Genomic DNA, 26214 nt, shown 5'->3' with positions numbered 1-26214 from the left:
TTGGATTTCTGCTTGGTCGGGAAAGTTCAGGCCTTCGCCACGTAGGGCGAGACCATCTTGGCCGGATCGACCACACGGTCGAATTCCGCCTCGCTGACGAAGCCGAGCTTGAGAGCGGCTTCCTTGAGGGTGAGATCATTGTCCATCGCGTAGTGGGCGATCTTCGATGCCTTGTCATAGCCGATGACCGGCGACAGCGCCGTGACCAGCATGAGGGAGCGATCGACGTATTCCGCGATCTTCTTGAGGTTCGGCTTGGTGCCTTCGACGAGGAACTTGCGGAAATTGGTGCAACCGTCGGTCAGCAGTGTGATGGAATGGGTCAGGTTGTAGATGATGAGCGGTTTGTAGACGTTCATCTCAAGATAACCGGCCGAGCCGCCGATGCCGACCGCCACGTCGTTGGCCATGACCTGCGCGCTGAGCATGGTGAGGGCTTCGGCCTGGGTGGGATTGACCTTGCCGGGCATGATCGAGGAGCCGGGCTCGTTGGCCGGAATGATCAGCTCGGCGAAACCGGCGCGCGGGCCGCAAGACATGAGGCGGACGTCGTTGCCGATTTTGAAAAGCGTGACGGCCAGCGTGCGCAGGGTGCCGGAAAGCTGGACGAGAGCATCGTGTCCGCCTTGCACGCAGAATTTGTTCGGAGCAGTGACAAAGGGCAGACCGGTGAGCTTGGCGATCTGCGCGGCGGCGGCCTCGGCGAAGCCGGGCGCGGAATTGATGCCGGTTCCCACGGCGGTGCCGCCGAGAGCGAGTTGGTAGACGCCTTTGAGCGCGTCCTCGATGCGCTCGAGATCGTCGGTCAGCGCGGCGGCATAGCCGGACCACTCCTGCCCGAGTGTGAGCGGCGTGGCATCCTGCATGTGGGTGCGTCCGATTTTGATGACGTCTTTCCACTCGGTGGCCTTGGCCGCGATGGCGTCGCGCAGGGCACCGACGGACGGCATGAGGCGCGTCTTCACGTTGACCGCCGCGGCGATATACATGGCCGAAGGGAAGGAGTCGTTCGACGACTGCGCCATGTTCACGTGATCGTTGGGGTGCACGGGCGCCTTGCTACCGAGCGCCGTGCCGGCCAGCTGGCAGCAGCGGTTCGAGATGACCTCGTTCACGTTCATGTTGAACTGCGTGCCGCTGCCGGTCATCCACACGTGCAGCGGGAACATGTCGGCGTGCTGTCCGGACAAAATTTCGTCGCACGTTTTGGTGATGAGATTGAATTGTTCGTCGCCGAGACGCCCGTCGTCGTGGTTGGCGATAGCGGCGGCCTTCTTGAGCGTGGCGTAGGCCGCGATCATCTCGCGCGGGATCAAGTCGGTGCCGATGCTGAAGTGTTCGAGCGAGCGTTGCGTTTGGGCTCCCCACAGTTTATCGGCCGGCACATCGACCTCGCCGAGGCTGTCGGTTTCTTTGCGGATGTTTGGCATATAATTTTTGGCTAATTAAGAGGGGCTGTGGTGCCGTCAGGGTGGGGAATCGAAAGTATTACGGTGATCGATCAGCGAGCGCGCGGATGGGTCTTAAGGGACATGAGCGCAGGGAAGCTATCGCGGGGCAAGAAACGACGCTACCGATAATTTCGCTCCTTTCGTAATAAACTGCCCAGTTTGGGTTTGCGCCCTGGTTTCCTTGCGGCATGGTGTCGCGCCAATGGCTCTGCTGCAGTTAAAATCGGTCTCGCTCCACTACGGGCGAGATTATCTCCTCGACGGGGCCGACCTTTCGATCGAGCCAGGTGAGCGAGTGGCGCTGCTTGGGCGCAACGGTTGCGGCAAGACCAGCTTGATGAGGCTGATTGCCGGAGAGGAGGGGGCCAGCGGGGGCGAGGTCATTCGTGCGTCCGGCTCGGTGATGACGCGCTTGGATCAGGAAGTTCCGCAAGGGGTCGACGGCACGGTGTTCTCGGTAGTGCGGGGCGGGATCTCGCCCACCCGTCACGAGGAAGACTGGGAGATCGATGTGCGGTTGGAGGAATTGCTGGCGGAAATGGAATTGCCCGCCGAGGCCGCGTTCGGCTCGCTTTCCGGTGGACTGAAACGCCGCGTGCTGCTCGCCCGCGCGCTGGCCGGACAGCCGGATTTGCTCCTGCTCGATGAGCCGACCAACCATCTGGACCTGAATTCCATTCTCTGGCTGGAAGATTTTCTGCTCCGGCATCCGATGAGCCTGCTTTTTGTCACGCACGACCGGACCTTTCTCCGACGTCTGGCCACGCGGATTGTCGAGTTGGATCGTGGCCGGCTTTTCGGTTGGGCTTGTGAATATGACACATTTCTAAAACGCAAAGCCGACATGCTCGAAGCCGAGGCGGTGCAGTGGAAAGCCTTCGATAAGAAACTGGCGCAGGAGGAAGCGTGGTTGCGCCAGGGGGTCAAAGCCCGTCGCACGCGCAACGAGGGTCGGGTGCGGGCTCTTCTCGAACTCCGGCGCGAGCGAGCGCGTCGCCGTGAGCGCTCGGGAACGGCGAAGATGGAGATTCAAGCCGGTGCGTTGTCGGGTCAGCGGGTTCTGCGGGCGGAGGGCATCACCTTCGCGCACCCGGAAATGCCCGGGCCGGTGGTGCGGGATTTTTCCTCGGAGATTTTTCGCGGGGACAAGATCGGGATTTTGGGACCGAACGGATGTGGCAAGACTACGCTGCTCAAGTTGTTGCTTGGACAGCTGGCACCGCAGGCGGGCAGCGTGACCACCGGCACCAATTTGCAGGTGGTCTACTTGGACCAGTTGCGCGATCAGATCGATCCGGACAAGACGGTGGCGGAAAACGTGGCGGGCGTCTCGCAATCCGTGCGCTTTCAAGGGCGCGATCGCAACATCCACAGCTATTTGGCGGACTTCCTGTTCCGCTCCGACCGCGTGCGCATGCCCGCGCGGTTGCTCTCCGGCGGTGAACGCAATCGCCTGCTTCTTGCCCGTCTCTTTCTGCAACCTGCGAATGTTTTGGTGCTCGACGAGCCAACCAATGATCTCGATGCCGAGACGCTGGAGTTGCTCGAGGAATTGTTGGTCGACTGGGATCAAACCTTGCTGCTGGTTTCCCACGACCGTGCTTTTCTTGATGCGGTGGTCACAAGCCTGCTGGTCTTCGAAGGCGACGGAACGATCAGTGAAGTCAACGGGGGTTACAGCGATTGGCAGCGTTGGTCGGCGCGCAACGCAGCGCCTGCCGTGGTCACGAAGTCTCCAGCGAAGGCGGAAGAACCGAAAAAGGAACGCCGGGGACGTGCGGAAAAATTCCTCAATCGCGAGCGGCGGGAGTTGGAAGAACTACCCGGACAGATCGAGTTGTTGGAAGCGGAGCAAGTCCGATATGCCGCGCAGTTGCAGGATCCCGAGTTGTATCGAACCGACCCCGACGCCTTGCCCAAGATTGAAGCCGAATCCACGGCTCTCGAGGCGAAAATCCGTGCCGCCTACGCCCGATGGGAGGAGTTGGAAGCAAGGAGATGCGCGCTCGAGTAAAAGGCTTTTCATTTGGAAGCCTCTTGCGCGCGGAGGGTTCGGCGTCGGAGAAATTATCTATAGCAGGAATGCGAGGGGTCGATTTCCTCGAACGCCAGGCATTATTGGAATAAAGGATCTTCAGATTGAGCAGACGATTGTCCTGCGCTTCGTTGCGCGCGATGAGCAGGCGCTCGGCTTCTTTCCTGTTTGTCGTGCGCAGGCTCTGCTGTTTGCCGCTCTCGGCATCATGCGTGTAGTAGACCTGTCCGCGACGGAACAGGCGGTAGCGATTCTTCATCTGTTTTCCTCCATGTTTTCTTGTTTGGAGGCAATGAAGGCCGCGGAGTTTTCCAAAGTGCCGTCAAGGTGGAGCAGAGTGCGCGAGCGCGCGGTTTGCTGACACTTTTGCTGACAGTTGGCACTTTTTGCGATTTTCCCAATCGCAAATACCTATGGGCCAACGCGTAGCGGGCTGGCTCCTGAGGTAGGATTCGAACCTACGACCAATCGGTTAACAGCCGATCGCTCTACCACTGAGCTACTCAGGAATCGCTCGCGAGAGAATCCACTAAATGACCAGCAGGGCCGGAAGGTGTCAAGGCGCGGAGTTGGTTTTGAGCACGCCACCCAAAGTCTCACCCGCTTGACGGAAGGCTTCGCCCAGACCTTCGACGGCCTGCCTGGCTTTCTGGAGGCTGGCACCGACACGGGCCGCGGCGTATTGCGCCCGCAAGGTGTCGCGCTCGTTGGCGAACGCAGCGGCTTCCTGATCGCGTCCGGAAGCGCGTAACTTGGCAATCCGCGAATCCAAGAGGTCGAAATTCGCGTCGATCGCCGCGGCGGCTTCCGCTGTCGGAGCAGTTGCATAGGTCGCGATGTCACGCCGCAGCGCATCGATGACGGACTGCGGAGAGTCGCAGGCGGAAAGAACGACCGCGAGAGCAGGGAAAGACACCCTCGCCATGCGGTGCAGGAAAAGTGTCATGATTTCATCCGCCGGTAGCGCGCGATGAGCGCATTGGTCGAACTGTCGTGATTCAAGGCCGGCGCTTCTTTTTCCTCCAGTTCGGGAATAATGCGCTGCGCAAGCACCTTGCCCAGTTCGACGCCCCACTGGTCGAAGGAATTGATGTCCCATATCACACCCTGGGTGAACACGCTGTGCTCGTAGAGCGCGACGAGGCGCCCGATGGTGCGCGGATCGACCACCTCCGCGAGGATGGTGTTCGAAGGCCGGTTGCCTTCAAAAACGCGGTGCGGGACAAGGGCTTCGGCCGTGCCCTCGGCGCGCACCTGGTCCGCCGATTTCCCGAACGCGAGCGCTTCGGCCTGCGCGAACATGTTGGCGATGAGGATGTCGTGGTGCCGTCCGATCGGATTGAGAGTCTTGGCAAAGCCGATGAAATCACACGGAATCAGGTGGGTGCCCTGGTGGATGAGTTGGTAAAAAGAATGCTGGCCGTTGGTGCCGGGCTCGCCCCAGTAAATCTGGCTCGTGGCGTAATCGACATGGCGTCCGTCGAGACGCACGCTCTTGCCGTTGCTCTCCATGGTGAGTTGCTGCAGGTAGGCGGGGAATCTTTTGAGATATTGCTCGTAGGGCAACACGGCCGAGGTTTGCGCGTCGAAAAAGTCGGCATACCAGACGGCGAGCAGCCCCATGATGACCGGAAGGTTTTTCTCGAAGGGGGCGGTGCGGAAGTGCTCATCCATTTCGCGGAATCCATCGAGCATGGCGCGGAAGTTTTCCGGTCCGATAGCGACCATCGTCGAAAGCCCGATGGCGGAGTCCATCGAGTAGCGCCCGCCGACCCAATCCCAGAACCCGAACATGTTGGCCGTGTCGATGCCGAACTCGCGGACTTTTTCCGCGTTGGTCGAGACGGCAACGAAATGCTTGGCAATGGCCGACTCATCTCCGCCGAGGCCGCGCAGGGCCCACTCGCGCGCGGTGTGCGCGTTGGTCATGGTCTCGAGCGTGGTAAAAGTTTTCGAGGAGACGATGAAAAGCGTCTGCGCGGGATCGAGACCGTGGACCGCCTCGGCGAAGTCATCGCTGTCCACATTGGAGACGAACCGGAAGGCGAGCGCGCGGTCGCTGAAAAACTTGAGGGCCTCGCAGGCCATGACCGGACCCAAGTCCGATCCGCCAATGCCGATGTTGATGACGTTGCGGATCTTTTTTCCCGTGTGTCCGAGCCATGCGCCGGAGCGGACGCGATCGGCGAAGGCGGCCATTTTGTCGAGCACTTCGTGGACTTCAGGCACGACGTTGTGTCCATCCACCATGATCGTCTCACCGCGCGGCGCGCGCAGGGCGGTGTGAAGCACGGCGCGATTCTCGGTAGCGTTGATTTTATCGCCGCGGAACATGGAGGCGATGCGTTCGCGCAGCTGCGCTTGGTCGGCCAAAGCCCGGAGCAGGCGCATGGTCTCCGCGGTCACGCGGTTTTTGGAATAATCGAGGAAAAGGCCCGCACCCTCCGCGGTGAAACTTTCCCCGCGACGCGGGTCGGCGGCGAAAAGCTCGCTCATATGCAGTCCGGCCATGCCGGCGTGATGATCTTGCAGCGCCTTCCAGGCGGGGCTTTCGGTCAGGGATTTCGTGCTCATGGCAAGCCGACGAGGGAACCAGAGTTCGGGCGGCGGTTGAATCACGAAATGCGCCGCGCAGCCGCGGGCCTTCCAAGCGCAGTGTCCACGCGGTAGGATGCACGCACCGCAAATGGTCTTGCCCCGCAGAATAGCAATCGCCCTCCTTTGCCTCGCTGCCGCGGCGCGCGCGGAAACGACAAACAGCAGCACGGGCCCGCTCTGGCAGCGCTGGTTTGCTGAAGACCGTGCCTTGGACACTTTTGTCCCGGCGCGGAAAAAACTTTCCGACGACGGGCTCGGTTTCGGCGGCTCCTACACCACTGATCTTCTCGGAAACCCGGCCGGGGGTCAGCGGCAGGGGTTCACCTACTACGGGCAGCTCCAGCTGATCTTGGCGGCAGACCTCGAAAAACTGATCAAATGGAAGGACGCGTATTTCGTCGCGAGCATGTTCGACTCGGCGGGAAACAACCTGTCGCGCAACTACATCGGCAACTACTTCAACGTCACCGAGGTGGCGTCGATCCCGACAGTCGTGCTCGGGCAGATGTATTTCGAACAGCGTTTTCTCGATGACAAAATCAGCCTCAAAATCGGACGCATGGGGGTGGGGTCGGACTTTGTCATAATGGACATATTCAACCTCTACGTCGGCGGGATCGACGGACACACGCCGGTCTTTGTCTGGAACACGTTTTGGAGCGGGGCGGCGACATCCACGTGGGCGGGTGTGCTGAAGGTGGAACCGCGGAAGGATTGGACGCTGCGACTCGGGGTTTACCAGGCGACGACCGCCAATCGCGTCATCGCCAACCACGGGCTGAACATGGATTTCAATCCGTCCGACGGCGTGGAAATCTTCGGCGAGGCGGGCTGGAAGACGAGACTGCGCGATCCGTGGGGTGACGGCGAGGCCCTGCCGGGCGAGCACAAGTTCGGAGGATATTGGTCGAGCTGGGAGTATCCGGAGTTCGGCGGCGGAACCGGGGCGAACACGCACGGCCTTTATTGGATCGGGCAGCAAATGGTCTGGCGCGAGCGCGCGAAGACCGACGAGGGCGTCACGCTCTGGTATTCGTTCGTGTATGCGCCGACGGGCAATATTTCGCGCTTTCCGTTCTTCAGCGGCGCCGGCGGCGGCTGGCAAGGCGCGCTGCCCGGGCGCGAGGAAGACTGGATTCTTTTCGGATCCTACTTCGGCACGATGAGCCGTGATTTTGCGGCAAAGCGGGAGGCCCAAGGGCTCGGGGATCCGACTTACGAGTGGGTGCTGGAATGGGACTACCGCGCGCAACTGACGCCATGGCTTTATGTGATGCCCTGCGCGCAATGGGTGATCAATCCGGGCGGCACGGGGCGGATACCGGATGCTCTGGTCCTCGGCGCGGAAATCGGGGTAACATTCTGATGATGGCGCGAAAACTCCTTGCCATGGCTGGCGCCGCGTTGCTCGCAGGGTGTGCCTCGTTGCCGCCCCAAGGAGCGCCGCAAGCCCCGGCCCGGCAGACAGCCTTGCCCGACGCCCGTCAATTGTCCGAGCACCCGCTCGATGTGCTGGAAATGCCCCAGCCTTGAGGAACGTCTTTTCGCTTGGCCTCGGACACGCTCCGCGCGAAATTTCCCCCGATGAAAAAACTTCTTCCTCTCGCTCTCGCGGTCGTGCTCCTGGCCGGCTGTGCCGCCATCGAACGCGCCGAACGCAACCAAACCGAACAGATGCTCTCTGCCGCGGGCTTCAAGGTCCTTCCGGCTGACAACGCAAAGCGGCAAGCGGCCTTGACCCAGCTCAAGCCTTACACGATCTCGCGCCAGATACGCGGCAACAACGTCTACTACGTTTATCCCGATGACCAAGGCAACTTCCTCTATGTCGGCGACCAGAACGCCTACTCGAGCTACCAGAACCTCGTGGTCAAAGAGCAGATCTCGAACCAGAACCTGATGGCCGCACAGATGGAAAGCATGCCCGGCATGTGGGGCGGCTGGGGCTACTGGGGCTACTAAAAAATTCCTGGCCAAGATCCAGCTCTGGGCGTGACCGGCCGGTCGGTGTTCTGGATTTCCGGTTGGACGATACCAGCACACACCCTCGCGGGTATGGCAACCAAAGCCATGCCCGGGTGGCGACACGATGCGGTTGACGCAGGACCGGACGCCGCGGCAAGGGCCATCGCGTCACCGGCGGATTTCCTCGGCGGATTTTCCTTCGGCGCACATCTGCTGCTCGGGATCGACGATCCGCGTCCGCGCATTTTGCTTGCACCGTTTGTCGATTTGAAAAGCGAAGCAGGACTCGGCGGTGCGGTCGCCACGGTGCAGATCCGCCAGCAACTGCGCCAACTCCGTCGGGATCCTGCGTCGGCGGTCGCGGATTTCCGCCGCCGCATCGGGGCAGCACCACCCGCGGCGGAAGACGGGCCTTTCGATGTCGAACGCCTCGCGTGGGGACTGGAACGCATGCTCGAAAACTCGGGGGCGCCCGCGCCACTGCCCGAAGGAAGCATCGCGGTGGCGGGAAACGCGGACCCGCTGCTCGATGCGGCGAAACTTGCCGGCATCCTTACCTCTCTGCGCATCGTTGATGCGGGCCATCAGCCCGAGCCTTTGCTCGCCGCGACCGCCGCGCTCTTGCAGGATGTGGGTTGAATGACTCACGACCGCCCCGAATTCGACCGCCGGGCCCCGCTCTACAACGCGCACGCCGTGGTGCAGCAGGAGGCCGCCGCGTGGCTGGCAGTGTGGTTGCCCGCGCTCATCGATGGACCCGCTCTCGAACTCGGCGCAGGCACGGGTGTTTTCACACGACATCTTGCGGCCCGCACTTCGCAACTCGTCGCCACGGATGCGTCACCACGGATGGTGCAGGCCGGGTCCGGGGCGCTGCCGAAGGCGCGATGGCTTGTCGCCGATGCCATGTCGCCGCCGAATGGCGCGGCCTACCGCTGGATTTTCAGCTGCAGCCTCGTGCAATGGCTGCCGGATCCGTGTGCGACATTCCGCCGCTGGCATGATTTTGCCGACAACTCCGCGAGGCTCATTGCCGGATGGTTCATCGGCGGGACGATGGAGCCGTTCTTCCGCTCGAGCCCCCTGCCCTCCCCTTGCGCTTGGAGAAGCGCGGCGGAATGGCAGGATCTGTTGCGGGGCGCAGGCTGGCGCGTGATGCGTTCCGAAGTGCGCACATTCATCCGGCGCCACCCCGACACCAAATCGCTGCTGCGCGAAATCCACAATCTCGGGGCTTTCGTTCCGCGGGGAACGACGCCGGGGCGTCTGCGCGACGCGATGCGAAACCACGACCTGACGCGCCGCGGCGGCGATCTGGAAACCCCTTTCGTTTTTATGAGGGTGGAGGCACAACGCGAATGAGCACTCCGCTTCCCATTCCGCGCGGGCAAATCGAGGAAACGACCGCGCTCATTTTGCGCAGCTACCGGCATTGGTTCATGGCCGACCTGGTGGCGATGGATCATCCGTCGGATGCCGTGGGGGCACTCTTCGACGCACCCCGCATCGTTTTGAGCGCGTTGGGTCCGTTCGGAACGGATCACACTTTCAATTACGCCAACCGCGCGGCCTTGGAGTTGTTCGAGACCACATGGGACGGATTGATCGGTCAACCTTCGAGCAAGAGCGCGGAGCCCGTGCACCGCGACGAGCGCCGGCGGTTGCTCGAAGAGGTGCGCAGCCGGGGGTTCATCGAAAATTATTCCGGCGTCCGGATCAGCAGCGAAGGCCGCCGTTTCCGCATCAAACAGGCGACGGTTTTCAACTTGCTCGACGAAGCCGGCGCCTACATCGGCCAAGCCGCAACTTTCGCCGACTGGGAACCGCTGGCCTGATCAGTCGAAACTCTTGCGGCGCAACTGCCAGTTGAGCCAGATCGTGGAGACGCCCGCGGAAATGAACGACACCGAAAGCGCGGCGCCGGTGAACCACGCGGCCGTGGCACCGTCGCGGAAACGCCATGCAATCCAGGCGGTGAGAAGCATGAGCAGGCCCGCGACAAATGTGCCGACCCACGCGCTGAAGGGGCGACTTCGCACGGCCACGCCAATGCGGGCGCAACCCACGATCGCAAGCACCAGCGCGAGGACGCCGTTGCTTCGCGTCATGAGAAAATAATCGTTGAGCCAGACCGCGGCGCCGCCGGCCATGGAAAGCAGTCCGAAAAAGACCGTCGATAGGAATGTGCCCCACGCGCGGCAGGAAAAGGCGTAGATCACGTCCGACACGCCGATCGCAAAAAGAAGGAACGCGACAAAACGAAGATAATGGAACCCCATCATCATCGGCGTTCCCAATCCAAGCACGCCGACGATCACCGCAATCATCCCGAAATACCAGGCCGCGGGAACGGTCGGCGCGACTTCCTTGTAGAGCGCGGGACAGGACTCGCGCCCGGGCGGGGGCTGCAAATCCTGGGCCTTCTCGATCTGCTCTGCTTTCACGCGCACGCGGTAGGCCCAGTCCTGGCACTGGTTGCTGAAAACCGAGTAATACGCGCCGTCCTGCACGCGCTGCACGGCATCATAAGCCGCGCGGGCGTTGAACCGCGGTTCGACGAACCAGTAGCCCTGCGCGGTGATGTCCTCCGGGGTCTGCATGACCTTGCCGTAGGCGCGCTCGTGGAAACGCTTCCCGTTGTCGCCGTATCCGATTTCGTCCACGACCCCGCCGTCCTTCATGAAAAAAAGGTGGTCGTGCCGCAGTTGCAGGCGCAGCAACGACCCGAGCTTGTTGTTCACCAGCGGATAGAGCCACGACATCTTGTCGAGATTGCGCTGCGCGAACTGCGCGTAATCGGCGTCCGCCGCCCCGGGCTTCAATTTCGCTTCCGCCGGATCCATGCGCCGCCAGCATCCACGCACCGCAGGCGGGGTTCAAGCCCGCGCACGCTTGCCGGCCAGGCGCGCGGGCGCTACGCTGCCCATTCGCTTATGGGCAAAACATTGTTCGACAAAGTGTGGGAAGAGCACACCGTGCGGGAACTGGCCAACGGGATGACGCAACTGCTCATCGGGACACACCTCATCCACGAGGTCACCAGCCCGCAGGCTTTCGGCATGCTGCGCGACCTCAACCTCAAAGTTCTCTATCCCAACCGCACCTTCGCCACCGTCGATCACATCGTGCCCACGGACGAGCGGCAGGAACCGTTCTCGGACGCGTTGGCTGACGCAATGATCAAGGAATTGCGCAAAAACTGCGCCGAGTTCGGCATCGAATTTTTCGATCTGGCCAGCGGCAAGCAGGGCATCGTCCACATCGTCGGCCCCGAACAAGGCATCACGCAGCCCGGCACAACGATCGCCTGCGGCGATTCGCACACCTCGACGCACGGGGCATTCGGCGCCATCGCGTTCGGCATCGGCACCAGCCAGGTCCGCGACGTGCTCGCCACGCAGACCATGGCGCTGCGCAAGCCGAAGGTCCGCCGAGTGCAGGTCGATGGAAAACTCTCGCCCGGCGTGTATGCGAAGGATGTCGTGCTCCACATCATACGGAAGCTCGGCGTCAACGGCGGCCTCGGCTACGCCTACGAATACGCGGGATCAACGTTCGACAACTTCACGCAGGAAGAGCGCATGACCGTCTGCAACATGTCGATCGAGGGCGGCGCGCGCGTCGGCTACGTCAATCCCGACCAGACCACGTTCGACTATCTCCGCGGGCGCCCCTACGCGCCGGCGCGGGGAGATTATGACGCGGCGGTGGCGCGCTGGAAGTCGTTCGCCAGCGACAAGGACGCGGCTTATGACGACGTGGCGAAATACTCGGCGGAGGATATCGCCCCCACGGTCACGTGGGGAATCAATCCTGGCCAGGCCATCTTCATCGACGAGGACGTTCCGGAACCCGGCCAGTTGCCCGAGAAAGACCGCGCCACGGCAGAGGAAGCGTATGCGCACATGAAGCTGCGGCCCGGAAAACCCATCAAGGGCACGAAAGTGGATGTCGCCTTCCTCGGGTCCTGCACCAACGCGCGCATCGGCGACCTGCAGGAAGTGGCCAAATATCTCCAAGGCAAAAAAATCAAAAAGAGCGTCAAAGGCATCGTCGTCCCCGGGTCGCAGGGCGTGGCCTCTGTCGCCGAATCGATGGGGTTGGCGGATATTTTCCGCGAAGCGGGCTTCGAATGGCGCGGCGCCGGATGCTCGATGTGCCTCGGCATGAACCCCGACAAGCTTGTCGGCGACCAACTCTGCGCCAGCTCGAGCAACCGCAATTTCAAAGGCCGCCAAGGCAGCCCGACAGGACGCACCGTCCTGATGAGCCCGCTCATGGTCGCCGCCGCGGCGGTGACGGGCGAAATCAGCGACGCCCGCGAAGTCTTCGGCCTGAGCTGATTTTTCTTAAAAACCTCATTCCTCAATTCCCGACTCACATATGGCGCTTCCTCCAATTTCCCAAATCGCAGGCACCGGCGTTCATGTCCCCGGTGACGATGTCGATACCGACCGCATCATCCCCGCGCGCTACATGAAATGCGTGACATTCGACGGGCTCGGCGAATACGCGTTTTATGACGAACGCTTCGACGCGGACGGCAAGAAAAAGCCCCATCCGCTCAACGACGCCAGATACGACGACGCGGCCATTTTGCTGGCCGGGCGCAACTTCGGCTGCGGCAGCTCGCGCGAGCACGCCCCGCAGGCGCTCTACCGCCACGGCTTCCGTGCGATCCTCGCCGAGAGCTTTGCCGAGATTTTTTTCGGCAACTCCATCACCCTCGGCATGCCGTGTCTCGTCATGGACGGGCGCGACATCCGCGCTTTGGCCGCGTTGATCGACGAGGCGCCGCAGACCGAGATCAACATCGATATTCCGGCTGGCAGGGTGAGCATGGCCGACACGGGCTTTCCCGCTACGCTCCCCGCTCACGCCAAGGAAGCTTTGGTCAACGGGCGCTGGGACGCGATCGCCGATCTGCTCGAGGGGCTCGATGCGGTCCGCGCCACCGCGGCCAAGCTTCCCTACATGCGCGCGGCCTGAGCGCTCCGCCGAAGCGGTCCTTCCAAGCGGCAACCGCCGCCTGTAGAGTATCCGCATGCGCACCGGCGTCCTCGGGGGAACCTTCGATCCCGTCCATCACGGACACCTCGTTCTCGCGCGCGCAGCCAAGGAAGAATTCGGCCTCGACCGGGTGATTTTCGTGCCGGCCAAAATTTCACCGCACAAGACGGGGACCACGCCCTCCACCGCGGCGGACCGGCTGGCCATGATCCGGCTCGCAGTCGCCAACGAGCCCGGCTTCGAGGTCTGCGACTGCGAACTGCGCCGTCCGCCCCCGAGCTACACGGTGGACACATTGCGGGAACTCAAATCACGCCACCCACAGGACGAACTTCATCTGCTGATCGGGGCGGACAACGTGGCGAAGTTCGACACATGGCACCGGCCGGAGGAAATCGCCCGCCTCGCGCGCATCGTCGTTCTGGATCGCGCCGGGGCCGGAGCCACCGCCCGCGATTGGCCGGTCGTGCGACGGACGATCGGCATCTCCTCGACCGACATACGCGCCCGCGCCGGCTGCGGTCTCAGCATCCGTTATTTGACGCCGGACGGCGTGTGCGATTACATCACAGAGAAAGGCCTTTACCGCAACGCGTGACATCCGACTCCGAATCCATCGCCCTCGCCGCAGCGCACGCGGCATCCGACAAGAAGGCCGAAAACATCCGTATCCTCGACCTGCGGAAAATTTCCAGCTTCGCCGATTACTTCGTCATTTGCACCGGCACCAGCGAACCCCACCTCAAAGCCATTGCCTCCGAAATCCGCGAAAAGCTGCGCGAAAAATTCGGGTCCAGCGCGCACGCGGACGGATTTCCCGCCAGCCAATGGATCGTCCTCGATTACAGCGGCGTCCTCATCCACGTCTTCCAGTCCGACAAACGCGCCTTCTACGATTTGGAATCGCTTTGGCGCGATGCGGCCGAGATTCCTTTCGAGGACGGCCCCGCGCGAAGCTGACGAGCCCTCGCATCTTCGCCTTGCCGCGGGACAACGCGGCGGGTATGCAGCGACGATGATCTACTGTCTCCCCAAGGCGCGGGCGTTTTACGCGGCGTTTGCTTCGGCCCTGAGCATCGCGACCGTCCTCGGGCAGGACGCGGATGTGTCGCACCAGAGGCAAGTTTACCGGCAGATCAATGCCGGCGAGCCGAAAATGCAGCAGGCCAAGGCGTCCGTGCGGGGCAGCGAAGGCAAGGTGTCGCTCACCGGATGGTTCGAGAACGGAAAACTGCGCAAGATCGAAACCTCGCCGGGAATCAGCGGTCCGGGTTCCGACGAGTTGTATCTCGACCAGGGAAATCCCGTCTTCGTGTTCAGCCGCATCGACAAGGCCAATGCCGCTCCGACCGAAGAGCGAATCTACTTCGCGGGCGGCAAAATCGTCAAATGGCTGTCCTCGGATCCGTCTTTCGTGCCGCACGGGGAGGACTGCGAAAGCATGGAAAGCCGCGTCGCCGCGGAGGTGCCGCGCTACGCCGCCGCACTCGGCCTTGGAGCAAAGGCGAAAAACAACGACGGCGCCACGATCGATGGTGTTTTCACCGGCATCGAGCAGGGTGATTACGCGCACTGGAAGTTGCGCGAAGACGACGGCACCGAAAGATCCTTCTTCATCATGAACACCGACGGGGCCATCGAACGCGTGCTGGCCGATCCGCAGGAATACGAGGGGCGCGCATGCACAATCCGGTGGGAGCGCAGGACCGAAGAAATTCCCGAGGCCGGAGGCACGATGGATATCGATATCCTGCTCGGCGTGACGTGGAAATAAAATCGGCTGGCGGACGGAAGGATTCACGCGGCTTGAAGACGAACACCGCCAACGCTCTCCGTATTGCGGGCGGCCTCCTGCTCACCGCGGTGTGGGGTGGAGGCGCCACTGTTGTCGCCACCCTCTCCCTCATGGGCACTCTCATGGCGAACGATGCCGGTAACGCCCCGGAGTCAAGCCAGACCACCATGGTTGTGCTTGTGCTGGGCGGACAAATTCTCGCCGGTGCGGCAGGCATTCCGCTCGGCGCGGCATGTTTCTGGCGAGCGAGGAGAAAACTGCTGTTGTTCGTCTTCGCGTGCCTGCTGGGTGCGGGACTGCTGATGCAGGTGGCCGGCGTTTACGCCTTCGCGTCGCAGATCACGGGCTGAGCGCTCAAAAAAATCCCGGGCGGTAGGAGCCCGCAACACGGAAGACCAAAAGGCTGAGCAGAGGAAGCGCAAGAACCGCATACCACCAACGACTGCGCCCGGCGGGAAACGCGGCGATCCACACGCCGGCGATAGCCAAGAGGCACATCACCGGCAGAGAGAGCACGGCGCCGGCCATGATCCAGGTCGCCTTCAAATCCGCGGCATAGGGATCATCGAAAAGAAACGGTGTGATGACGACCAGCAGGAGAGATCCGCCCAGGGCACAAAGGAGCATCAAAGTGAGAACAATGGCCACCCAGACACGCTTGCGCATGGCCGGAGTTTGGCCTGCTGTTGGTGGCGCACAAGGCAAGTTTTCTTGCGAACAGCGTTCGACAGGCCGCCGGAACCGGCGTATTGCTGGCACCCGCATGAAAATTACCGTCTTGATGCTTGCGATCCTCTCTCTCTGCACCGCCCCTCTTGCACAAGGTCAAACGCAACTCGAGATGAACGGGCAGGCAGCCGAGGGTCTCCGCGAAGCGGACGACGAACTCAACACCACCTACCGCAAACTCCTCGAGGAATACGCCGGAGACGAAGCTTTCATCGCCAGCCTCAAGGAGGCTCAGCGCTGTTGGGTGGCGTTTCGCGACGCGCAGCTGCAGATGAAATATCCCGAGCGGGAACCGGGCTACTACGGCAGCATCCAACCGATGTGCGAGGCGGATTATCTGGCGGAGCTGACCCAGGAACGCACTGCGGCGCTCAAAGTCTGGCTCGAAGGCGTGGAGGAAGGCGACGCCTGCGCCGGCTCGGTGAAGACCAAGGAGCAAACCGGCGCCGGGGAAAGCCCTGAATAGCACCCCCCTGTCAAATAAGGCTTGAAGTGCCGCGACTTGAAGAAAAGATACACGGCGTATGAAAAAACTCCTCGCCCTCCCCCTGTCGGCTCTACTGCTGGCTTTGCTGACTTCCGCGCAAGCCGAAACAAAGACACTGCATTACCCCACCCAGGACGCCTCGATGTTCACCATCGAAGCTCCGGCCGATTGGGAAGTGACTTCCATCGACGAGGTCGGCGAATTCGGCTCGCTCGAAAGCGAGAACGGATCGGTGCTGCAGTTCCGCGCCGTGGAGTGCGAAAACGAGGAAGAGGCCAAAAAAGAAATCGATTCGATCTTCGATTCGACGGGCGAGTTCCTCGCGGAGAACTACACCGACATCAAGCTCGACGAACCCAAGGAAATCACCGTGGAAGGCCAGCCCGGCGCGCAACTCGCGGGAACGGGCAAGGACAAGGAAGGCAACGCGGTGCAGTTCGTTTCGGCAATGATCGCCCTCGGGCCGAAAACGGTGGCCGAAATCTGGGCCGCGGTTTTCCCGGAAGGCAACAACGACCTCACCACGGCGCAGGCCGTGCTGAATTCGTTCAAGCCGACGTCCAAGTAATACCAAACTCCCCTTTGCCTGCAGTCGTGTGGCTCGGGCAGGAGCCATGGGTGTTTGCCCGTTGCGGTTGGACCGTGTGGTTCGATGGAAAACGGCTTGGACCCTTGTTCTCCCTGATTCCGCAGCCCTTCAAAAGCTTGGGGATGGCGGCAGCGGATTTCTGGGTAGGGATGCGATTGCTATAGCGGCGATCAGTCGGTCACCGCACTGCTTACCGGCAAGATACCGAGGTTGCGCGCAGCCTGGAGATCGATGAGCTGGTAATCAGGATCTTCGCCGAATTTGTCCGACGCCTCGACCAGCGCCTGCGTCCCCGTATCGAGCGCAGCCTCGAAGGTGGCCCAAGACTCGTCGTTTTTGCGTTGCTCGGGATCGAACTTGAGAAACGAGCGCAACCGCTTGCCATCGACGGCGGGCAGGTCCGCATCGCCCATCATTGTCGTCTCCAGACCGACCATCGTCTCGTCGTCGAGGGAAAACGCGAGAAACATGTGGCCGGGGACGGAAACGAGATGCGGATCAAGACCGATCTTGCGCAAGACGGCGGCGAGAAGCACGGACCCGTCCACGCAATTGGCCTGCGCGGCCTTCACCGACTCGTCGAAGAGACGGACATGCTGGCTGTGCACCGACTCCGACTCCGCGGCGGTGGTGACGACATTGCTGTAGCGCAGCCCTTTCCGCTGCATGACGTTCCAAATGGCGAAGACCTGGCGAAGCACCTGCTGGGGATCGCCGCTCTGGTAATCGTCGAACGATGAAACAATCTTCGTATCCAGCGCCTCCTTGAGCGTGCGATCAACCCAAGGATGGTTCTCGTTCACATAGGCCGCAAAGAGCCACGAGTAATCCGAATAGTTCTCCTCCTCTCCCGGTTCCATCACGCCGAAAAGACAGTCGTTCACCGTGCGGAGCGTTGCGGTGACAGTCTTGTCGCCGAGACTTTTGCCATCGACTTTGAGTTCCATGGTGACATCGATCGGCACGGTTTGCTTGACCTTCGCCAACCGGTCGTATTTCCAGGAAATCTTCGGGTAAATGGTCAGGGCATCGTTGTTCTCAGCCGTGCCCTTGATGTGGCTGGCGTTCATGATGTCGTTCTCCCGCACCTCGAGCTCCACCGTGCTTCCGGAGGAAACGCCCTCCACAGAAGCGCCGACGACACCCTGGCGGTCCCCGATATGGTTGCCTTCCCACATGGCAAACACTTCATTCTCCGGCTTCACCGCGGCCGTCCCGATGATGAGCGAGGGAAAGATCTGGCTGTCCGGGTAAATCTCGGGATCCCACTCGACTTCCGCGACCGCACCTGCGGCGCAAAAAGCGAACAGGACAAATGTAGCGAGGAACTTTTTCATCATGCGGCCTGCGGCTTTTTGCGGAAGGCGCGGAATCCGAACACGGCAGCCGCGATCGCGAGCACAAGCAGAGCGATGCCGAGCAAGGGCCGGAAAAACAGCCACGCGATGGCCGTGACCGTAAGCGCAACTGCCAGAGCCAGCAGGAACGCGATCAAACCCGTTGCCGCACCGACCAAGTTGCCGAAAAGCGGCACGATGTCGGCGAGCACAGAAAGCGGCGCGAAAATCAGACTGAAACCGATCCAAATAAGGATGAACCCCGCGAGCCGCAGGATCCAAGTCAGCACGGTGTTTTCGCTCAACGCATTCTCGAACATCTGCTGCGCGGGAACTTTCCCGGGGACGATCATGGCAATCGCCCCCCCGGCTTCGGCGCGGTAATCTGCGAAAGAATCGCCGCTTTGCGCAGCAACGATGCTCACGGGGCCGGGCTCGACGAGGGAAAATTTGATGCGCACGTCGCCGACTTGCGGCTTGGAGGGATCGGCGCCGAGATAGATACCGCCTTTGTCCGCCCGCGCATCTTCCGGCCACTGCGCACCTTCGGGGATATCGCGCACCGGAAGATCCTTGTAGTCCGAAAGTTTCCCCACGAGGTCGGGAGGCAGATAAAATGCCCCGACACCCACATCCCGGGCATCCCACGTCATGCTGTCATAGGGGAACTCCGCAGGATTTTCGTGTCCGGCCGGATCCTGAAAATTGGCCGAGTTGTTCAGTTGGCTGCTCCACGCCTTGCTGTAAGTGTAGGTGGTCACCGTTTCCTCGCCGCCGCCCAGCTTTTTGCGGGTTTCGCTCTTTTCGGTTTCCTGCCACTGATACATTTCGACATCTCGACGCAGCCGGATCGCGTTGGCCGAAACGCCGAAATCTTGGTCCGAGAGGATTTCGTCCGTCACGGCATCGGCCGTCAGATGGACGAGCTTGCCATCGTTGGCGGCATCGACCGACTCGGCGCTCACGTCGATAACCAGCCCCTGACCTTCCTTCAAAGTCTTGTAGGTTTTGACGGCGCGGCCTTCGTTCCAGAAGAGCAGGCCAACGCCGATCAGCAGCAAAATCAGGCCTACGATAATACCGCTGATCGATTTACCGATGCGGCTGAACCATGACGAATTCGAAGTGACTTGAAAGGAATCGGGCATAGAAGATTTATTATGTGGGAGTAGCGACTCTGAATCCGTCACTACCGTGCCGCAAGGTTATTAACCAAGGGCGAAACCTCTACTTCCGCGCCGTGGCCAACACGGTCTGGAAATGCGGGGCGCGGGCTTCGCGACTGACCACGGAAACCTCCACATCCTTGAACCCCGCCTTCTCGATGAGGCGCATCAATTCGACCTCGGAAAACCCGAGCCACACATGGGCATAGAGGGTCCGAGCCTGCTCGAACGAGTGACTGAGCAGATCGAGGACCAGCAGGCGTCCGCCCGGCTTGAGAATCCTGTGTGCAGCCGAAAGGGCTTTGCCCGGACTCGCCGCGTGGTGCAGGGCCTGACTGAAGAGCGCCAGATCAACCGCGCCCGCCTTGATAGGAGGGGCCTCTATTTCCCCGAGACGATATTCGAGATTTTTCAAGCCGTGGTCGGCCGCAAGCTTTGATCCGAATTCCACCATGGCCGGCGAACTGTCGATGGCGATCACTTTTTTCGCCGTGCGCGCGAGCAGTTGCGACAGCGTTCCCTCGCCCGCCCCGAGGTCGGCGATAACCATCGGAGGCAGGAGTCGCAACAACCCGTGGGCCAAGGCCCGCCAAGAACGCCCCGGCACATAGGTGCGACCAAACTTGCCGGCCAGCTGGTTGAAATACTCGCCCGCTTTGTCCTGGCGCTTCCGAAGGACCAGCTTCACCGCGGCATCATCAGCCGCACCCTCGGCCAATTCTTCGCCGCCGCTTTCGACGAGCTCGGCAACGGCTCCCGACACCTTGCCCCCGCGCGTGTAATAGATGTTTTTCCCGGCGCGCCGGTCGGAAACCAAGCCCTCGACCTTCAGCTGGGCCAGATGCGCGCTGGTGCGGGACTGACCCATGCCCAGAATCTGCTGCAGCTCGGCGACAGTCAGTTCCTCCCGCCCGAGCAGCCGCAAGATGCGCAACCGCGTAGGGTCGGAAAGCAGCTTGAGAATTTTGAGGGTTCCCTGCATTTTTCGGGTGGACGCATCAAAATATCATGATATGTTGATGCGTCACGCGGAAAAACCGAGGCCGACGCCCGGCAATTCCGCGTGTGATCAACCTCTCAACTCCAATGACTTCTGACTACATCTTTTCTTCCGAGTCGGTCGGCGAAGGCCACCCCGACAAAGTTTGCGACACCATCTCCGACGCCGTCCTCGACGCATGCCTCGGGCAGGACAAAAAAAGCCGCGTGGCCTGCGAGACCCTCGTGAAGAGCAACATGGTCGTGCTCGCCGGAGAAATCACCACGAACGCCAATCTCGATTTCGAAAAAATCGTCCGCAACGCCATCCGCGAGATCGGCTATGTCAACGACGACGATGTTTTCCACGCCGACAAAGTCATAATCACCAAGGCGATCACCCAGCAAAGCCAGGACATCGCTCAGGGCGTCGATGCAAAAAAGGCCAAAGGCAAAAAGACCTCCGAGCAGGGAGCCGGCGACCAAGGGTTGATGTTCGGATTCGCCTGCGACGAGACGCCCGAACTCATGCCCGCGCCGATCATGTTCGCGCACCGCTTGGGCCGCGCCCTTACCAAGATCCGCAAGAGCGGCAAAGCTCCGTGGCTTCGTCCGGACGCCAAGACCCAAGTTTCCGTCCGCTACGTCAACGGCAAGCCGAAGGAGATCACTGCCGTCGTCGTTTCGACGCAGCACGCGGCGAACGTTTCCCACGCGACGATTGAAAAATTCATCATCAACGAGCTGATCAAAAAGGTCCTTCCCGCCAAGATGCTCACCAAAAATACCGAGTATCTGGTCAATCCGACGGGCAAGTTCGTCATCGGCGGACCGCAGGGCGACGCCGGACTCACCGGACGCAAGATCATCGTGGACAGCTACGGCGGCATGGGTCGTCACGGCGGCGGCGCGTTCAGCGGCAAGGACCCGAGCAAGGTGGATCGCAGCGCGGCCTACATGGCCCGCTGGGTGGCGAAGAACATCGTGGCCGCCGGCCTCGCTGACCGCGCCGAAATCCAGTTCGCCTACGCCATCGGCTATCCGAAGCCGGTTTCCGTGACGATCGAGACCTTCGGCACGAACAAAGTCAGCGAGCGCAAACTCCAGCGTGCGGTGCTGAGCACCTTCAGCTTCAAACCCGCCGACATCGTCAAGCAACTCAACCTCCTGCGCCCCATCTACAGCAAGACGACCAACTACGGTCACTTCGGACACAAGTCCGGCCTCAAATGGGCACCGTGGGAAGACACGTCGAAAGCCAAAGAACTCCGCCGGAAAGCGGGTTTGAAATAATTCCGCCCGAATCAACACCAACACCCGTCCTTAAACCCTCGAAGACTCAAAAACTATGAGCACTGCCGCAATCAAACAGACCAAAGTCACCAACGACTTCAAAGTCGCCGACCTCAGCCTCGCCGAATGGGGCCGCAAAGAAATCGAAATCGCCGAGAAGGAAATGCCCGGCTTGATGGCCATTCGCGAGAAATACGCGAAGGAAAAACCGCTGAAGGGCGTGCGCGTGACCGGCTCGCTGCACATGACCATCCAGACGGCCGTGCTCATCGAGACGCTCGTCGAACTCGGCGCTGACGTCCGCTGGGCCAGCTGCAACATTTTCTCCACGCAGGACCAAGCGGCCGCGGCCATCGCCGCCGCCGGCATTCCCGTCTTCGCATGGAAAGGCGAGACGCTCGAGGAGTATTGGGACTGCACTTGGAAAGCCATCGTCAATCCCGAGGGCAAAGGCCCGCAGCTCGTCGTCGATGACGGCGGCGATGTCACGCTGCTGCTCCATAAAGGCTACGAAATGGAGGAAGGCGACGATTGGGTGAATTCGCCCAGCGGGAGCCACGAAGAGAAAGTTATAAAAGACCTGCTCAAGAGCATCCACGCCGAAAACCCTTTTGTGTTCCACGAATTGGTCAAGGAATGGAAAGGCGTCTCCGAGGAAACCACGACCGGCGTCCACCGGCTCTACAAGCTCCAGGAAGTCGGAAAACTTCTTGTCCCCGCGTTCAACGTCAACGACTCGGTGACCAAGTCGAAGTTCGACAACCTCTACGGGTGCCGCCATTCACTGGTGGACGGACTCAACCGCGCGCTCGACGTGATGATCTCCGGCAAGGTCGCCGTGGTCTGCGGATACGGCGACGTCGGCAAGGGTTCGGCCCAGTCGCTGCGCGGACAAGGCGCGCGCGTCATTGTCACCGAGATCGACCCGATCAACGCCCTGCAGGCCGCGATGGAAGGCTTCGAAGTCACCACGCTCGAGGACACCCTCGGCCGCGGCGACATCTACATCACGACGACCGGCAACAAGGACGTCATCACCGCCGACCACATCTCCAAGATGAAGGACCAGGCGGTCATCGCGAACATCGGCCACTTCGACAATGAGATCCAGGTGGACAAACTGAACAGCCTGCCCGGCGTGAAGAAGGTCAACATCAAGCCGCAGCTCGATAAATACGTCTTCCCGAACGGCAAGGAAGTATTCCTCCTCGCCGAAGGACGCCTCGTCAACCTCGGCTGTGCCACCGGCCACCCGAGCTTCGTCATGAGCAACAGCTTCAGCAACCAGACACTGGCTGCGCTCGATCTGTGGAAGAACAAGGACATCTACAAACCCGCCGTCTATGTCCTTCCGAAAAAGCTCGACGAGGAAGTCGCGCGCCTGCACCTCGAGAAGATCGGCGTCAAACTGACAAAGCTCACCAAGGAGCAGTCGGAATACCTCGGCGTTGCTGTCGAAGGTCCCTACAAGCCCGAGCACTACCGCTACTGACACGTGGTCGCCGTCGGCGACCACATGAGTAGGCAGTGTTCAGTTGCCAGTTTACAGATCAAACAAACACAAGAATGCCGTTCCGCAAGGAACGGCATTCTTGCTGCGGACATGCTTCAAGCAACGGCATCAGATTAGCGCCGTCCGATCATTGCCACATTTGCAGTTCAGCCTCATAATTGCGTTGGCATGAATATTCGCCAACAAACCGACGAAAGCGTCGAAGGGCGCGGCAGTTGGCCGGCCATGCTGGACTTTTACCGCTCAGGTATCGATGTCAGCTTGATCGAGGAAAACCTGAAGCTGGCCGTGCCGGAAAGGATGGAGAAATTCGCCAGCTTCATGCGCTTGGTCGAGGCCCTCCGTTCGAGCCAACCCCCCGTGCCTGCTGCAGAATGACCCGTTTCGAGCAACTGATCCCGGCGCTCTCCGCGGCCGGCGTCGAGTTCATCCTTATCGGCGGACTCGCGGCAGTAGCGCACTCTTCGTCCAGGGCCACCTATGACGTGGACGTCGTTTACCGCCGTAGTCCCGGAAACATCGCGCGGCTTTGCGAAGCTCTTACTCAACACTCCCCAAGACTGCGAGGCGCTCCTGCCGGACTTCCTTTCATCCTCGACCCGAAGACGGTTGCTTTCGGGTTGAATTTCACGCTCACCACCGCGCTCGGCGATCTCGATCTGTTCGGAGAAATTCCGGGAGGACGGACCTACGAGGAACTTCTTCCCGATACCGAGGAGCGCATTGTTTTCGGTCACTCCTGCCGCGTGGTCACGCTTGACAAATTGCTGCATCTCAAGCGATCGACCGGGCGCGCCAAGGACCTCGAGGTCGCCGCCGAACTGGAGGAAATTCGCCACAGAAAAAAATCTGGAGAGCAATAGCCATGTCCTCCCCCGTCGGTTATGAAACCATGGAGTATCGCCGATGCGGACGCAGCGGATTGAAACTGCCCGCGCTTTCGCTGGGGCTTTGGCACAACTTTGGGGCGAATGATGATTATTCCAACGCCCGTGAGATGGTGCTGCGATCCTTCGATGCCGGCGTCACGCACTTCGATCTGGCAAACAATTACGGTCCGCCACCCGGCAGCGCGGAGCAAACGTTCGGACGCATCCTTCGCGAAGATCTCGCCGCCCATCGGGATGAACTCATCATATCGACCAAAGCCGGCTATTACATGTGGCCCGGACCTTACGGCGAGTGGGGCTCGCGGAAATATCTGCTAGCCAGCCTCGATCAAAGTCTCCAACGCATGGGACTCGATTACGTGGACATCTTTTACAGCCACCGCCCCGATCCCGAAACACCGTTGGAAGAAACCATGGGCGCACTCGTGACCGCCGTGAAATCAGGTAAGGCTCTTTACGTCGGTATCTCGAGCTATTATGCGGACATCACACGCCGCGCCGCCGATATCCTGCGTGCCGAGGGTGTGCCGCTCCTCATCCACCAACCTGTCTTCAATCTCTTCGACCGCTGGGTGGAAGACGGACTGTCAGAAGTTTTGCGGAGCGACGGGATTGGCTGCATCCCGTTCAGTCCCCTCGCCCAAGGTTTGCTGGCTGGACGTTACAACAACGGCATCGCGCCGGATTCGCGTGCGGGCAAACCCGACGGCTTTCTGCGTCCGGAGCATGTCACCGAGGAGAAACTGCGACGAGTGAGCGCGTTAACGGACATCGCGGCAAAACGCGGACAATCCCTCGCCCAGATGTCCATCGCATGGTTGCTGGCGAAGTCCTTCGTCACGTCCGTCCTCATCGGTGCCAGTCGTTGGAGCCAGATTGAAGACAACCTTGGGGCAATGAAGAACACATCCTTCTCTCCCGACGAACTGACGACCATCGATAAGGCCTGCAAATTGTAGCGCCGTCCGCAGCGGCCGCTCAGTAGCCACTTATTTTCAATTGGCCTGACCCCGTAAGTGGGACAGCTCAGATCTGAAGTTCTGCCGTTGTTGGTTGTGCTTGGTTTTGGTGTTGATAGCAACTCTGGACGTAGGGAGCCCGGAGGGCGACCGGAGTCCAGAGTTGCTACGCCGCACGAACTCCACTGGCGTCAAATAGCGCAGGGAGCTGTGCGGACGTGACTCGTTGTATTCGATCCTCCAAGTTTCGAGGATGACGCGTGCCTCAAGCAGGCTGCCGAAGAGTTCTCGGTTCAGGCACTCGTCGCGCAGCTTGTCGTGGAAGCTTTCGATGTAGCCGTTTTGCCTCGGCTTCGCCTCGCCCTTCGGGCTGCCTGCGGCAGGCTATCTCGCTTCGCTCGGTTCCCACGGGCTCCCCGGGGTGATGTAGATCGTCTTGATGGAAGCTTCCCCAAGCCAGTCTTGGATTGCGCAGGCAATGAACTCCGGCCCGTTGTCGCTGCGCAGATGCTCTGGCGCTCCGTAGCGGGCAATAGCTGCTTCCAAGACGGTGATGACGTCCACAGCCCGGATCGACCACGCTGCATGCATCGCCACACATTGGCGCGTATACTCGTCGAGGATCGTCAAAATCCGGAACCGGCTGCCGTTCTCGGTCTGGTCTTCGACAAAGTCCCAACTCCAGACCTGCCGAGGCCTCTCGGCCCGGGTCCGCTGCGCGGTCGATGTTCCCACGCGCCTCATGCGTCGCTGCTTCTTGCTCACCTTGATGCCTTCCTCTCGCCGGATGCGCGCCACCCGCTTCGGGTTGACCTCGAAGCCCTCACGACGCAACAGCGCCGTGATGCGCCGATAACCGTAGCGAGGATGTTTGGCGCTGAGTTCCAGCACCTCCTTGCGGATGCGCCGGCTCTCCACGCTCGCCTTTGCTTGGCGATACAGCCCGGATCTGGCCAGACCCAACGCACGGCAAGCCGCCGATTTGCTCCCTGCGCCGTTCTCCACACTCCTTTGGGCAGCCCGCCTTTTTGCAGACGGGCTTACCATTTTTTTGCGTTAACTTCTTTCAGGATGTGGTTCTGCACGCTGAGGTCGGCGATGATGCGCTTGAGTCGCGCGTTTTGCCTCGGCTTCGCCTCGCCCTTCGGGCTGCCTGCGGCAGGCTATCTCGCTTCGCTCGGTTCATCCTCCAACGCCCGCAAACGCCGCGCCTCACTCACATCCATACCGCCATACTTGCGCTTCCAAGCATAGTAGGTGCCTTCGCTGATGTTGTGGGCCGCGCAGACCGCGCGCGTGTTGCCCCCTCCTTGGACCTCTCGCAAGATCCCGATAATTTGCTCCTCGCTGAATCGACTCCGTTTCATTGGTTCTGCTCCTTCTAATGGCGCAGAACTTCACTTTTCAACTGTCCTCTTT

Annotated in this window: 30 protein-coding genes and 1 tRNA gene; 19 read left to right on the top strand and 12 right to left on the bottom strand. The window is 61.0% G+C overall.

Annotated features, from left to right (window positions below):
- Positions 1 to 26: 26 nt before the first annotated feature.
- Complete coding sequence (fumC, locus tag FGM15_09710) at positions 27 to 1430, bottom strand: class II fumarate hydratase (GenBank protein MBU3666132.1); 1404 nt, start codon at positions 1428 to 1430, stop codon at positions 27 to 29.
- 223 nt (positions 1431 to 1653) lie between these two features.
- Here fumC and FGM15_09705 point away from each other — a divergent pair, with 223 nt between their 5' ends.
- Positions 1654 to 3465: an ATP-binding cassette domain-containing protein gene (locus tag FGM15_09705; GenBank protein ID MBU3666131.1), complete on the top strand. Its 1812-nt coding sequence runs from the start codon at positions 1654 to 1656 to the stop codon at positions 3463 to 3465.
- A gap of 455 nt (positions 3466 to 3920) precedes the next feature.
- Here FGM15_09705 and FGM15_09700 read toward each other — a convergent pair.
- The 3 genes from FGM15_09700 to FGM15_09690 all read right to left on the bottom strand — a co-directional run bounded on the left by FGM15_09700 (position 3921) and on the right by FGM15_09690 (position 6060).
- Positions 3921 to 3995, bottom strand: a tRNA-Asn gene (locus FGM15_09700).
- Between the two features lie 47 nt (positions 3996 to 4042).
- Entirely contained in the window at positions 4043 to 4432 is a 390-nt protein-coding gene (locus FGM15_09695) for a hypothetical protein (GenBank protein ID MBU3666130.1), read from the bottom strand.
- Entirely contained in the window at positions 4429 to 6060 is a 1632-nt protein-coding gene (locus tag FGM15_09690; protein ID MBU3666129.1) for a glucose-6-phosphate isomerase, read from the bottom strand. The genes FGM15_09695 and FGM15_09690 overlap by 4 nt, the downstream gene beginning before the upstream one ends.
- 97 nt (positions 6061 to 6157) lie before the next feature.
- Here FGM15_09690 and FGM15_09685 point away from each other — a divergent pair, with 97 nt between their 5' ends.
- From FGM15_09685 to FGM15_09665, 5 genes are all read left to right on the top strand, one after another.
- Positions 6158 to 7450, top strand: coding sequence for a carbohydrate porin (locus FGM15_09685; protein MBU3666128.1), 1293 nt, complete (start codon positions 6158 to 6160; stop codon positions 7448 to 7450).
- Positions 7451 to 7668: 218 nt separating this feature from the next.
- Entirely contained in the window at positions 7669 to 8046 is a 378-nt protein-coding gene (locus FGM15_09680) for a hypothetical protein (GenBank protein ID MBU3666127.1), read from the top strand.
- A 30-nt stretch (positions 8047 to 8076) separates the two neighbouring features.
- Entirely contained in the window at positions 8077 to 8688 is a 612-nt protein-coding gene (locus FGM15_09675; GenBank protein MBU3666126.1) for a hypothetical protein, read from the top strand.
- Entirely contained in the window at positions 8689 to 9411 is a 723-nt protein-coding gene (locus FGM15_09670; protein ID MBU3666125.1) for a methyltransferase domain-containing protein, read from the top strand.
- Positions 9087 to 9884, top strand: coding sequence for an MEKHLA domain-containing protein (locus FGM15_09665; protein MBU3666124.1), 798 nt, complete (start codon positions 9087 to 9089; stop codon positions 9882 to 9884). Before FGM15_09670 ends, FGM15_09665 begins: the two co-directional genes overlap by 325 nt.
- Here FGM15_09665 and FGM15_09660 read toward each other — a convergent pair whose 3' ends face one another.
- Positions 9885 to 10892: a hypothetical protein gene (locus tag FGM15_09660; protein MBU3666123.1), complete on the bottom strand. Its 1008-nt coding sequence runs from the start codon at positions 10890 to 10892 to the stop codon at positions 9885 to 9887.
- A gap of 90 nt (positions 10893 to 10982) precedes the next feature.
- Here FGM15_09660 and leuC point away from each other — a divergent pair, with 90 nt between their 5' ends.
- Genes leuC through FGM15_09630 form a run of 6 tightly spaced genes read left to right on the top strand, consistent with a single transcriptional unit; the run spans position 10983 to position 15204 of the window.
- Positions 10983 to 12392 carry a 3-isopropylmalate dehydratase large subunit gene (leuC, locus tag FGM15_09655; GenBank protein ID MBU3666122.1) on the top strand — a complete coding sequence of 470 codons (1410 nt, stop codon included), beginning with the start codon at positions 10983 to 10985 and terminating at the stop codon, positions 12390 to 12392.
- Positions 12393 to 12432: 40 nt separating this feature from the next.
- Positions 12433 to 13038, top strand: coding sequence for a 3-isopropylmalate dehydratase small subunit (leuD, locus tag FGM15_09650; GenBank protein ID MBU3666121.1), 606 nt, complete (start codon positions 12433 to 12435; stop codon positions 13036 to 13038).
- A gap of 55 nt (positions 13039 to 13093) precedes the next feature.
- Positions 13094 to 13657 (top strand): nicotinate (nicotinamide) nucleotide adenylyltransferase, encoded by a 564-nt coding sequence (gene nadD / locus FGM15_09645; protein ID MBU3666120.1) that lies wholly within the window; start codon positions 13094 to 13096, stop codon positions 13655 to 13657.
- A 17-nt stretch (positions 13658 to 13674) separates the two neighbouring features.
- A complete protein-coding gene (rsfS, locus tag FGM15_09640; protein MBU3666119.1) occupies positions 13675 to 14019 on the top strand; it encodes a ribosome silencing factor in 345 nt (114 codons plus the stop codon).
- A 55-nt stretch (positions 14020 to 14074) separates the two neighbouring features.
- The gene (locus FGM15_09635; protein MBU3666118.1) at positions 14075 to 14833 is read left to right on the top strand and encodes a hypothetical protein; all 759 of its coding nucleotides are present in this window, start codon (positions 14075 to 14077) and stop codon (positions 14831 to 14833) included.
- Between the two features lie 32 nt (positions 14834 to 14865).
- Positions 14866 to 15204, top strand: coding sequence for a hypothetical protein (locus FGM15_09630; protein ID MBU3666117.1), 339 nt, complete (start codon positions 14866 to 14868; stop codon positions 15202 to 15204).
- Positions 15205 to 15208: 4 nt separating this feature from the next.
- On the opposite strand, the gene FGM15_09625 is transcribed toward FGM15_09630, so the two are convergent.
- The gene (locus FGM15_09625; protein MBU3666116.1) at positions 15209 to 15520 is read right to left on the bottom strand and encodes a hypothetical protein; all 312 of its coding nucleotides are present in this window, start codon (positions 15518 to 15520) and stop codon (positions 15209 to 15211) included.
- A 115-nt stretch (positions 15521 to 15635) separates the two neighbouring features.
- Here FGM15_09625 and FGM15_09620 point away from each other — a divergent pair, with 115 nt between their 5' ends.
- Both FGM15_09620 and FGM15_09615 read left to right on the top strand, forming a co-directional pair.
- The gene (locus FGM15_09620) at positions 15636 to 16049 is read left to right on the top strand and encodes a DUF1311 domain-containing protein (GenBank protein ID MBU3666115.1); all 414 of its coding nucleotides are present in this window, start codon (positions 15636 to 15638) and stop codon (positions 16047 to 16049) included.
- A 58-nt stretch (positions 16050 to 16107) separates the two neighbouring features.
- The gene (locus FGM15_09615) at positions 16108 to 16638 is read left to right on the top strand and encodes a hypothetical protein (protein MBU3666114.1); all 531 of its coding nucleotides are present in this window, start codon (positions 16108 to 16110) and stop codon (positions 16636 to 16638) included.
- A 191-nt stretch (positions 16639 to 16829) separates the two neighbouring features.
- Here the strand turns inward: FGM15_09615 and FGM15_09610 are convergent, their stop codons facing one another.
- The 3 genes from FGM15_09610 to FGM15_09600 all read right to left on the bottom strand — a co-directional run bounded on the left by FGM15_09610 (position 16830) and on the right by FGM15_09600 (position 20144).
- Positions 16830 to 17999 carry a hypothetical protein gene (locus FGM15_09610; protein MBU3666113.1) on the bottom strand — a complete coding sequence of 390 codons (1170 nt, stop codon included), beginning with the start codon at positions 17997 to 17999 and terminating at the stop codon, positions 16830 to 16832.
- Entirely contained in the window at positions 17996 to 19144 is a 1149-nt protein-coding gene (locus FGM15_09605) for a hypothetical protein (GenBank protein ID MBU3666112.1), read from the bottom strand. The genes FGM15_09610 and FGM15_09605 overlap by 4 nt, the downstream gene beginning before the upstream one ends.
- A gap of 79 nt (positions 19145 to 19223) precedes the next feature.
- The gene (locus FGM15_09600; GenBank protein MBU3666111.1) at positions 19224 to 20144 is read right to left on the bottom strand and encodes a metalloregulator ArsR/SmtB family transcription factor; all 921 of its coding nucleotides are present in this window, start codon (positions 20142 to 20144) and stop codon (positions 19224 to 19226) included.
- Between the two features lie 104 nt (positions 20145 to 20248).
- Here FGM15_09600 and FGM15_09595 point away from each other — a divergent pair, with 104 nt between their 5' ends.
- The 5 genes from FGM15_09595 to mgrA all read left to right on the top strand — a co-directional run bounded on the left by FGM15_09595 (position 20249) and on the right by mgrA (position 24795).
- Entirely contained in the window at positions 20249 to 21433 is a 1185-nt protein-coding gene (locus FGM15_09595) for a methionine adenosyltransferase (protein ID MBU3666110.1), read from the top strand.
- A gap of 55 nt (positions 21434 to 21488) precedes the next feature.
- A complete protein-coding gene (locus tag FGM15_09590) occupies positions 21489 to 22925 on the top strand; it encodes an adenosylhomocysteinase (protein MBU3666109.1) in 1437 nt (478 codons plus the stop codon).
- A 189-nt stretch (positions 22926 to 23114) separates the two neighbouring features.
- The gene (locus tag FGM15_09585; protein MBU3666108.1) at positions 23115 to 23324 is read left to right on the top strand and encodes a hypothetical protein; all 210 of its coding nucleotides are present in this window, start codon (positions 23115 to 23117) and stop codon (positions 23322 to 23324) included.
- A complete protein-coding gene (locus tag FGM15_09580; GenBank protein MBU3666107.1) occupies positions 23321 to 23809 on the top strand; it encodes a hypothetical protein in 489 nt (162 codons plus the stop codon). Before FGM15_09585 ends, FGM15_09580 begins: the two co-directional genes overlap by 4 nt.
- A complete protein-coding gene (gene mgrA / locus FGM15_09575; GenBank protein MBU3666106.1) occupies positions 23806 to 24795 on the top strand; it encodes an L-glyceraldehyde 3-phosphate reductase in 990 nt (329 codons plus the stop codon). The genes FGM15_09580 and mgrA overlap by 4 nt, the downstream gene beginning before the upstream one ends.
- A gap of 36 nt (positions 24796 to 24831) precedes the next feature.
- On the opposite strand, the gene FGM15_09570 is transcribed toward mgrA, so the two are convergent.
- The 3 genes from FGM15_09570 to FGM15_09560 all read right to left on the bottom strand — a co-directional run bounded on the left by FGM15_09570 (position 24832) and on the right by FGM15_09560 (position 26162).
- On the bottom strand, positions 24832 to 25128 hold the full coding sequence (locus FGM15_09570; GenBank protein ID MBU3666105.1) for a transposase: 297 nt from the start codon (positions 25126 to 25128) through the stop codon (positions 24832 to 24834).
- 51 nt (positions 25129 to 25179) lie between these two features.
- A complete protein-coding gene (locus FGM15_09565) occupies positions 25180 to 25842 on the bottom strand; it encodes an IS3 family transposase (GenBank protein MBU3666104.1) in 663 nt (220 codons plus the stop codon).
- A 116-nt stretch (positions 25843 to 25958) separates the two neighbouring features.
- Entirely contained in the window at positions 25959 to 26162 is a 204-nt protein-coding gene (locus tag FGM15_09560) for a transposase (protein ID MBU3666103.1), read from the bottom strand.
- Positions 26163 to 26214 lie beyond the last annotated feature (52 nt).

The sequence above is a fragment of the Chthoniobacterales bacterium genome (genome assembly GCA_018883245.1).
Taxonomy (GTDB): domain Bacteria; phylum Verrucomicrobiota; class Verrucomicrobiia; order Chthoniobacterales; family JACTMZ01; genus JACTMZ01.
Note: the sequence above shows the minus strand (reverse complement) of the source record. Positions and strands in the feature narration are given on the sequence as shown.

Bases quoted from the DNA above. Each gene is read 5' to 3' on its own strand.
- fumC (MBU3666132.1), bottom strand. From the start codon at position 1,430: ATGCCAAACATCCGCAAAGAAACCGACAGCCTCGGCGAGGTCGATGTG.
- FGM15_09705 (MBU3666131.1), top strand. From the start codon at position 1,654: ATGGCTCTGCTGCAGTTAAAATCGGTCTCGCTCCACTACGGGCGAGAT.
- FGM15_09695 (MBU3666130.1), bottom strand. From the start codon at position 4,432: ATGACACTTTTCCTGCACCGCATGGCGAGGGTGTCTTTCCCTGCTCTC.
- FGM15_09690 (MBU3666129.1), bottom strand. From the start codon at position 6,060: ATGAGCACGAAATCCCTGACCGAAAGCCCCGCCTGGAAGGCGCTGCAA.
- FGM15_09685 (MBU3666128.1), top strand. From the start codon at position 6,158: ATGCACGCACCGCAAATGGTCTTGCCCCGCAGAATAGCAATCGCCCTC.
- FGM15_09680 (MBU3666127.1), top strand. From the start codon at position 7,669: ATGAAAAAACTTCTTCCTCTCGCTCTCGCGGTCGTGCTCCTGGCCGGC.
- FGM15_09670 (MBU3666125.1), top strand. From the start codon at position 8,689: ATGACTCACGACCGCCCCGAATTCGACCGCCGGGCCCCGCTCTACAAC.
- FGM15_09665 (MBU3666124.1), top strand. From the start codon at position 9,087: ATGGTTCATCGGCGGGACGATGGAGCCGTTCTTCCGCTCGAGCCCCCT.
- FGM15_09660 (MBU3666123.1), bottom strand. From the start codon at position 10,892: ATGGATCCGGCGGAAGCGAAATTGAAGCCCGGGGCGGCGGACGCCGAT.
- leuC (MBU3666122.1), top strand. From the start codon at position 10,983: ATGGGCAAAACATTGTTCGACAAAGTGTGGGAAGAGCACACCGTGCGG.
- leuD (MBU3666121.1), top strand. From the start codon at position 12,433: ATGGCGCTTCCTCCAATTTCCCAAATCGCAGGCACCGGCGTTCATGTC.
- nadD (MBU3666120.1), top strand. From the start codon at position 13,094: ATGCGCACCGGCGTCCTCGGGGGAACCTTCGATCCCGTCCATCACGGA.
- FGM15_09635 (MBU3666118.1), top strand. From the start codon at position 14,075: ATGATCTACTGTCTCCCCAAGGCGCGGGCGTTTTACGCGGCGTTTGCT.
- FGM15_09625 (MBU3666116.1), bottom strand. From the start codon at position 15,520: ATGCGCAAGCGTGTCTGGGTGGCCATTGTTCTCACTTTGATGCTCCTT.
- FGM15_09620 (MBU3666115.1), top strand. From the start codon at position 15,636: ATGCTTGCGATCCTCTCTCTCTGCACCGCCCCTCTTGCACAAGGTCAA.
- FGM15_09615 (MBU3666114.1), top strand. From the start codon at position 16,108: ATGAAAAAACTCCTCGCCCTCCCCCTGTCGGCTCTACTGCTGGCTTTG.
- FGM15_09610 (MBU3666113.1), bottom strand. From the start codon at position 17,999: ATGATGAAAAAGTTCCTCGCTACATTTGTCCTGTTCGCTTTTTGCGCC.
- FGM15_09605 (MBU3666112.1), bottom strand. From the start codon at position 19,144: ATGCCCGATTCCTTTCAAGTCACTTCGAATTCGTCATGGTTCAGCCGC.
- FGM15_09600 (MBU3666111.1), bottom strand. From the start codon at position 20,144: ATGCAGGGAACCCTCAAAATTCTCAAGCTGCTTTCCGACCCTACGCGG.
- FGM15_09595 (MBU3666110.1), top strand. From the start codon at position 20,249: ATGACTTCTGACTACATCTTTTCTTCCGAGTCGGTCGGCGAAGGCCAC.
- FGM15_09590 (MBU3666109.1), top strand. From the start codon at position 21,489: ATGAGCACTGCCGCAATCAAACAGACCAAAGTCACCAACGACTTCAAA.
- FGM15_09585 (MBU3666108.1), top strand. From the start codon at position 23,115: ATGAATATTCGCCAACAAACCGACGAAAGCGTCGAAGGGCGCGGCAGT.
- FGM15_09580 (MBU3666107.1), top strand. From the start codon at position 23,321: ATGACCCGTTTCGAGCAACTGATCCCGGCGCTCTCCGCGGCCGGCGTC.
- FGM15_09565 (MBU3666104.1), bottom strand. From the start codon at position 25,842: ATGGTAAGCCCGTCTGCAAAAAGGCGGGCTGCCCAAAGGAGTGTGGAG.
- FGM15_09560 (MBU3666103.1), bottom strand. From the start codon at position 26,162: ATGAAACGGAGTCGATTCAGCGAGGAGCAAATTATCGGGATCTTGCGA.